3 protein-coding genes are annotated in these 8,617 nt (G+C 52.1%); all 3 read left to right on the top strand.

The features are described from left to right. On the top strand, window positions 1–764 hold a 764-nt coding region (locus B5D63_RS34285; RefSeq protein WP_143313359.1), incomplete at its 5' end, for a phosphopantetheine-binding protein. Window positions 765–767: 3 nt separating this feature from the next. Next, a complete protein-coding gene (locus tag B5D63_RS34280; RefSeq protein ID WP_078673413.1) occupies window positions 768–4,136 on the top strand; it encodes a non-ribosomal peptide synthetase in 3,369 nt (1,122 codons plus the stop codon). Window positions 4,137–4,138: 2 nt separating this feature from the next. Next, the gene (locus B5D63_RS34275) at window positions 4,139–8,611 is read left to right on the top strand and encodes a MupA/Atu3671 family FMN-dependent luciferase-like monooxygenase (RefSeq protein WP_078673412.1); all 4,473 of its coding nucleotides are present in this window, start codon (window positions 4,139–4,141) and stop codon (window positions 8,609–8,611) included. Window positions 8,612–8,617: the final 6 nt, after the last annotated feature.

Genomic DNA, 8,617 nt, shown 5'->3' with positions numbered 1-8,617 from the left:
TGTGCATTGCAGGCGCAGGCCTTGCACGGGGTTATCTGAATAACCCGTCGCTCACCGCAGAACGTTTCATCACACATCCTTTCCGTGAGGGGGAGAAATTGTACCGCACGGGAGATGTGGCTAGGTGGCTGCCGGATGGCTCCATCGCGGTGTCCGGCCGTGCCGACGACCAGGTGAAAGTACGTGGATACCGGATAGAGTTGGGAGAGATAGAACAAGCCATTTTGAGGCAGCCAGCCGTCAGGCAGGTAGCAGTAGTGGTGCAGGAACTGGATAGCGATAAGGTAATAGCAGCCTTCGTAGTGGCCTCCGGGACGATAGACAGGCAATGGCTGAAGGATAGCCTGTCGCATGTGTTGCCCGCCTATATGGTTCCTTCCCATTATGTGCAACTGGAAAGTATTCCGCTCAGCTCCAACGGCAAAACAGACAGGCGCTTGTTGCCTGCTGTGACAGCAGCAGATATCATCAGAAATGAATACTGCCCGCCAACGAATGAAACGGAATCGAGGTTGGCAGAAATATGGCAGGAAGTGCTGGGCATCGACCAGATCGGTATAAGGGATAACTTCTTTGAGTTGGGAGGGCATAGCCTCAAAGCGACCGCTATGCTGTCCCGCGTGTTTAAGGAGTTTGACGTGTCGCTCGATCTGCAGTTGCTGTTCCGTCAACCTACTATTATGTATCTCGCTGAAAATATAAACAATGCACAGTGGCTGCGTCAACAGGATGCAGACAAATTTGCTGATAAGATAATTATTTGATCCATGGAAATCGTATCTGTTATTAAAGCAATCAGGGAAAAGGGGATTGCGGTCCGATTAGTAAACGGTCAGCTGGAGGCTGATATTCCCGTGCCTCATCGTAACGAGGAAACAATTGGCCTGCTGAAAAATAATAAGCCGGAAATTATCGCTTACCTGGAAGCGCTGGCCGGAAATGAAAAGTATACGCCAATCCCGCGGATACCAGATGCCGGATATTACCCGGTGTCCGGCGCACAATTAAGGCTTTGGCTGGAATCACAGCAGGAGCAGGCTTCGCGCGCCTATTACACCGGCTTTCAACTGCTGCTGCAACAAACGACGACTGACATGCTGGAGAAGGCCATCCATCATATCGCGGACCGGCACGAAATTCTCCGTACGGTATTTGTCGCTGATGAACACCAGGACATTTTTCAGCGCGTGGTGGCGACAGCAGATTTTAAGGTTACCCTCCGTATCGTGGATTTTGGTGACCAGGTTAATTGTCAGGAGGATATAAGAGCGCAGATCAGGGAAGACGCCCAACAGCTGTTTGACCTGCAGCATGGTCCGCTGTTCCGGGTGATCGTGTTTGTTTTGCCCGAAAACCAGCTGCTGCTGCATTGGGCCATGCACCACATTATTTCAGATGCCTGGTCCCTGCCGGTGCTGCAACGGGAGATCACTACGACAGTGGCGGCTTATCAGTCCGGTACAACACCGGTGTTGCCGCCATTGAGGATTCAATACCGTGATTACACCGCCTGGGCGCTTCAGCAGCTGGAGAACGGCCAACTGGCCTCGCAGCAGCAATACTGGCTGCAACAGCTGCAGGGCGAACTGCCGGTACTGTCATTTCCCCTCAAAAGCGTCCGGCCGCCGCTGAAAACCTATCAGGGGGAAACGATCGCAACACGTATACCAGAAGAGGTGAGCAGGATGATGACACAGTATGCCCTCCGTCACAACAGCACGCTCTTTACCGTAGCGCTGACATCCCTGCATATTATCCTGAATAAATATACCGGCGCCACCGATATCATTATTGGCAGCCCCTTTGCGGCAAGGGAACATCCGGACCTGAAAGAGCAGATAGGGTTTTATACCAACACGGTCGCGCTACGCAATGAAATAAAAGCTACGGATACTTTTCATACTTTTTTCAGCCAGGTGAAACAAACGGCGGAAGCTGCGCATAAACACCAGCAATATCCTTTTGAAGAGGTGGTAAAATCCCTGCGGCTGAAAAAAGATGCCTCCCGGAACCCGATTTTCGATGTGATGCTCGTCGTACTGCCCGATAACCAACCAGGAATAGCGGCATCAGATGACTATGAACTGACAGCCCATACCGGTAGTAAGTTCGATCTGCTTATCAGCATCACAGGCAGCAAAGATGCGCTTACGCTGAGTACCGAATATAATACGGACCTGTACGACAGGCAGCTGATCATACAATTCATGAAACACTTCCGGCAACTGCTGGCAGCGGTTTTTCTGAATCCGGAAGCCCCGCTGGCCGAAGTCAGCTATTTGTCTGCCGCTGACTATGCTTTCGCCGTTGGTGAAGCCAAACCGGCCTATATAGCAGAAAGTGTGATATCGCTGATGGAATCCCAGGCAGGAAAAATTCCTGATCATATAGCCGTTGTGTTTAAAGATGAGCAGTTTACCTTCCGGCAGCTCAATGACAAGGCGAACCAGCTGGCTGACTATCTGCGCCAGACGCATGGTGCAGGGCCGGGCGTAAAAATCGGGGTAATGCTCGAACGTTCACATCTCAGTGTGCTGGCCATGATCGCCGTCATGAAATCAGGCGCCTGTTATGTGCCGGTGGATCATAAATACCAGAAAGACCGTATCCGTTACATCATGCAGGATGCTGACCTCTCCCTGGTATTAAGCAGCAAAAATATTGCGGAGGGAACGGTACCCGAAGGTATCGCCTTTATTGATCTCTATGATTTTAACTATGCCGACTGGAGCCATCACAATCCCGTGTTGGTAAACCAGCCATCAGACCCTTCTTTCCTGATCTATACTTCCGGCTCCACCGGTAAGCCCAAAGGGGTGGTACAAACGCATAGCATGCTCAATAATCTCATTCACTGGAATATCTGTGAGTCGGGTATCGACACCGGTTTGAGGTTCCTGCAATATAATTCTTTCAGCTTCGATGTATCCGTACAGGACAGTTGGTTTGTATGCAGTAGCGGCGGTACTATTTACATTACGCCGGAAGAGATGAAAGCTGACTTTCAGGCATTGTCCGCGTACATCGTTGCAAATAAAATTGAAACCCTGTGTTTCCCTTTCTCTGCGCTCTCTAATTTCTTTGACAGGCTGGAACCTTCCTTCATCGAACAACAGCGGATCAAACATATCCTGTGCGCCGGTGAGCAGCTGACAGTAAACAAGACTTTGGAAAACTTCCTGCACCAGCATCCTTCATTGTGTTTGCATAACCACTATGGACCTTCAGAGACCCATGTGGTCACCAGTTATACCATGGGTGCGGCGCGGCAGAACTACCAGGCATATGTGCCTATCGGCAAACCGTTGCCGAATACAGGGGTGTACCTGCTGGATACCCATCGACAGCCGGTACCGTTATATGTTACCGGTGAAGTATACATTGGAGGGGCCAACGTAGCTGCCGGTTATCAGCATCTTCCTGAGCTGACGGCGGAGCGGTTCCTGCAATTGCCATGGGCCGATGGTGTGGTTTATAAAACCGGTGATCTTGCCTACCTCGATAGAGATGGCGATCTCGTGTACCTGGGCCGGAATGACAACCAGGTGAAGATCCGCGGGTACAGGATAGAGCCGGGAGAAATCAAAAGCCATCTGCTGGCATCCGACCGTATACTTCAGGCCCACGTGGATGTAGTGGTAAAGAACGGCGAGAAACAATTGGCCGCCTATGTGGTGCCTGATGGTGAGGTAACTGCCACAGATATACGCCGGCAGCTGGCAGGCGTGTTGCCTGACTATATGGTGCCCGCTCATGTGGTGATCATGGAGGCCTTGCCGGTAACGCTGAATGGTAAAATAGACAAGGCAGCCTTACCCGATGTCAGTCAATATGCCCGGCATTCCGCCTATGTAGCGCCGGAAACTGCCGTGGAGAAACGATTGGCCGAACTGTGGATGCAGGTGCTTTCTTTGGATAAAGTAGGAACAACAGATAATTTCTTTGAACTGGGTGGGCATAGCCTCAGCATGTACAAAGTACTGAACCTCGTAAAAAAAGAATATAACATTGATTTCAGGCTGGAGCTGTTCATTGCAGATCCTTGTATCTCCTCTTTTGCGCTTCACGTAGAACAACTCCTGTCCCAGCAACAGCAGCCGCAGGTATCCGTAAATCAGAAAAAAATCCTTATCTAAGTATGAATGTTCCATTTTTGTTGAAACAGCTTCGGGAGCAGGGAATTTCGGTAACCCTTTCCGGAGCCAACCTCGAATTGTCTTTTGAGAAGGAAGATATTCCGGAATCCCTGTTGGCATCCATCAGGGAACATAAACAGGATATCATCGATTACCTGTCGTCGCTCGGGCAGGGAAATGCAACGGCGCATATCCCCGTAGCAGCGCCTGCAGCCACCTATCCTGTTACCACCGCGCAGTGGCGGTTCTGGATATTGTGCCAGATGGATGAGATTAACAGTGCCTATAACCTGCCGGTAATACTGCAGCTCGAAGGCGATCTCCAGGTGGTTGCCTTACAGCAGGCATTGGCAAAACTCGTTGCAAGACATGAAATACTCCGCACACATTTTACGGAAGGAGAGGACGGCATGGTGGTACAGCGCATACTGGAGCCTGCTGCCAGCGTCCCCGATATTCGCATGATTGTTCTGGACGATGAAGAGGCGGTAAAAGAAGTGGTAGCTACCTTTAGCAACACGCCCTTCCTGCTCAGGGATAATTTCCTGTGGAGGGTTTGCCTGATCCGCCAGTCGGCAACGCAGCATGTGCTGGGCCTGAATATTCATCATATCATCGCGGATGGCGCCTCGCTGGAAATTATTGTGCATGAATTGATGCAGTACTACAACGCCATCGTGAGTGGCACCGATGCAGTATTGCCCGCACTGAACATCCAGTTTAAGGATTATGCTGTATGGGAGACTTCCAGGAGCGACCGCGCCGGGGAGGAACAATACTGGCTGTCGCGCTTTGAAGGCGAACTGCCAATACTCAATTTACCCACCTATCAAACACGTCCTGCGCTTAAAACATATGCGGGGGCGGCATTTGTACATCGATACCCGGCAGAACTGGTAAAAAAGCTAAAGGCCTTTTCAAGGGAGCAGAAAGGTACCACTTTCACTACCCTGATGGCTGCGCTGAATGCTCTGCTGTACCGCTACACAGGACAAACAGATATCGTGCTGGGTACGCCCGTTTCAGGTAGAAATTCCCCCGACCTGCAAGGGCAGGTAGGCCTGTATATCAATACGCTGCCCGTACGCCTGCAGTTCCAGGCGGCGGACAGTTTCCGGAAAATATACGAGTTGCAGAAGTCTGTGCTGGACGGAGCGTATGCTCATGCCGGTTATTCTTTCGGAGAGCTGGTCAATAAACTGAACATCGCCAGGGATGTAAGCCGCTCGCCCTTGTTCGATGTGCTGGTGGCACATCAGTGGAATGCCGCCGGTAGTGCTGTCAGTAGTGGTTTTCGTGCGCTGAAGACATCTTTCTATCATGACCTCGCGGCCACCATGAGTAAATATGACCTGACGTTCACCTTCTCTGAAGATGAAGAACATCTGTCTGCCGTGATCGACTACAACACCGACCTTTTCCAGCCGGAGTTTGTAGCGCAGCTGGCCGCTAATTTTGAATGTTTCCTTCGTGAAGCAATAACGGCGCCTGAAACGGAAGTACAGCGCATCGCTTACCTGGATGCCGCACAGATCGAAAAGCTGGTGTCCGGCTTCAATAACACGCAGCACGCTTACGATACTGCCACTACGTTTGTGCAGCTGTTCGAAAAACAGGCTGCGGCAACACCGGAAGCCATCGCACTGATTTGTGAAGACCAGGTGCTGACTTATGCCGCGTTGAATGAACAATCCGCCGCACTCGCTGCATACCTGGTTAGTGCGGGCATTGGTACAGGCGAGTGTGTAGGCGTATGCATGGGAAGGTCTGCAGACCTGCTGGTGGCCATCATCGCAGTGCTCAGGACAGGTGCGGGCTATCTGCCCATTGACCCGTTCTATCCGCTGGACCGCATCGACTACGTGGCTACTTACAGCCGCACGAAATTTATGCTGGCAGATAAAGATACCAGTGCTATCATCGCTGGCGGGTTTACCGTCATCGATGTTTCCAACCATGCGCTGTGGGAGGATACCGCCGTTGTACCACTGTCACACCCGGACAGCGCGTCGGCAGCCTATGTGATATTCACATCAGGATCTTCCGGGAAACCCAAAGGCGTCCAGGTTTCACACCGCAACCTGGTGAATTTCATGGAAGGGATGGCATTGCATTTTCCGCAGGGACAACACCCTGCCAGCTGGCTGGCAGTAACCAGCATCAGCTTCGATATCTCCATACTCGAACTTTTGTGGACGATAACAAGGGGGGATAAGGTGGTGTTGCAGCTGGAAATGCCTGTCGCTGTACAGCCAAGGCCCCATCTTGATTTCAGCCTCTTCTATTTTCCCACCGGCTCTCAATCTGAGAAAGACAAATACCGGCTGCTGCTGGAAGGCGCCACCTTCGCAGATCAGAACGGGTTTAAAGCGATCTGGGTGCCGGAGCGCCATTTCCATAATTTCGGCGACCAGTTTCCTAACCCGTCTGTTGCCGCGGCCGCGGTATCCACCATTACCCGTAACATTACCATCCGTTCGGGCAGCGTGGTACTCCCGCTGCACGATGAGGTGAGAGTGGCCGAAGAATGGTCCATGATCGACAATCTATCCAACGGCAGGGTGGAGCTCTCCATCGCTTCCGGGTGGCATCCGAATGACTTTGTGCTGGCGCCTGCCGAATATCAGAACAGGCATCAGTCAATGCGCGACAAAATAGCGACCCTTACGGACTTCTGGGGAGGCAAGCCGCTCACACGTAAAAATGGCGTAGGAAAAGATTTTGAGTTCCGGCTGCACCCCAAACCGGTGCAGGAGAAGCTACAGCTATGGATCACTGCTGCCGGCAGCCCCGAAACTTTCCGTTACGCCGGTAGCATCGGCGCTAATGTATTGACCCACCTGCTCGGCCAAAGCATCGAAGACCTCGCAGAGAAAGTGCGCATCTACCAGGAGGCGCTGAAAGAAAACGGCTTTAACCCGGCACAGGGAAAAGTAGCGCTGATGGTCCACACCTTTGTAGATGCCGATGCAGCAGCCATCAGGTCAACAGTAGAGGCGCCGTTTAAAAACTATCTCCGTAACTCACTTGGTCTGCTGAAGCCCATCGCAGAGGAGAACGGCCTGGATGTAGAGCAGGACATGGACACCCTGCTGGATATGGGATTCCTGCGTTTTTACAGCACGAGCGGCCTTTTCGGCACACCGGAAGACTGCCTGGACATCATTAACAGGATATATGCGTCCGGCATCAGCGAGATTGCCTGCCTGATCGACTTCGGCATCCCCGACGACCAGGTGCTCAACAGCCTGCAGCACCTGCACCGGCTGAAAGAGCTGGTGGAGCGGAAAAAAGTACAGGCAGACCTGGTGGTGCGGCGGATGGAAAAGCTGACGGGAGACCAGGAGACCGCTTCCCTGATAAAACGGTATGAGGTCACACATATGCAGTCAACCCCTTCGCTGTACGAAGAGCTGTTGCTGAATCCCCGCAGCCATGAAGCCTTACAGCAGATCAATACCCTGCTGGTAGGAGGTGAGGAGCTGAAGAGATCACTGGCTGAAAAACTCTCCACACATACCGGAAGGAATATTTTCAATATGTACGGCCCTACCGAAACCACGATCTGGTCTTGTGTTAAAGAACTGAACGCTACCGGCGCCGTTACCATAGGCAAGCCCATCGCCAATACCAATATGTACGTGCTGGACCATCTGCAGCAGCTTTGCCCGGTGGGCGTAGCCGGAGAGTTGTGTATCGGTGGCGATGGCGTGGCTATGGGCTACCTCTTTAACCAGGAGTTATCCGACAGCCGTTTCCTTCCCGACCCGTTCAGGCCGGGTGAGCGCATTTACAGGACCGGCGATCTGGGCCGCTGGCTGCCCAACGGAGAATTGGAATGTCTCGGACGGCTGGACAGGCAGGTTAAGCTGAACGGTTACCGGATAGAACTGGAGGAGATAGAAAGTGTGATGTTATCGCACCCGGCAGTTGCGCAATGCGTGGTAACAGCCGTGAAGGTAAAGGACCAGCCTGTGCTGGTGGCCTATTTTCGCGGCGATGCAGCAGATGCCAATGCGCTTACAGCATTCGTGAAACAACAGTTGCCCGCATTCATGGTGCCTGCATTTATGGTGAAAATGGAGGAATTCCCGCATACGGCCAACGGCAAGATAGATCACAAGCGCCTGCCAATGCCCGATAGCAGCGGCGTAACAGCCAGGGTGGCAGCACCGCCCCGGACCCCGCTGCAAAAACAGCTGGTAGCACTCTGGAGTGATTATCTCAAAACAGAGGACCTGGGCATCGAAGATAACTTCTTTGAAATCGGCGGCAACTCGATGAAAGCATTCCAGCTTTTATCCCTCATGAACAACGCGCTGCAAAGGGAACTGAAGATCATCGTATTGTTCCAGTACCCAACGGTGCGCGCACTTTCGGATTACCTGGAACAACATAAGGCAGAAAAACCACAGGTACAGGAAAATGAATTGGAAGATGTGGACGACCTGCTGGATTTTATGAATAATGTTTAATACCCT

It is taken from the genome of Chitinophaga eiseniae (assembly GCF_900167135.1).
Lineage (GTDB): Bacteria > Bacteroidota > Bacteroidia > Chitinophagales > Chitinophagaceae > Chitinophaga > Chitinophaga eiseniae.
Note: the sequence above shows the minus strand (reverse complement) of the source record. Positions and strands in the feature narration are given on the sequence as shown.

Bases quoted from the DNA above. Each gene is read 5' to 3' on its own strand.
- B5D63_RS34280 (WP_078673413.1), top strand. From the start codon at position 768: ATGGAAATCGTATCTGTTATTAAAGCAATCAGGGAAAAGGGGATTGCG.
- B5D63_RS34275 (WP_078673412.1), top strand. From the start codon at position 4,139: ATGAATGTTCCATTTTTGTTGAAACAGCTTCGGGAGCAGGGAATTTCG.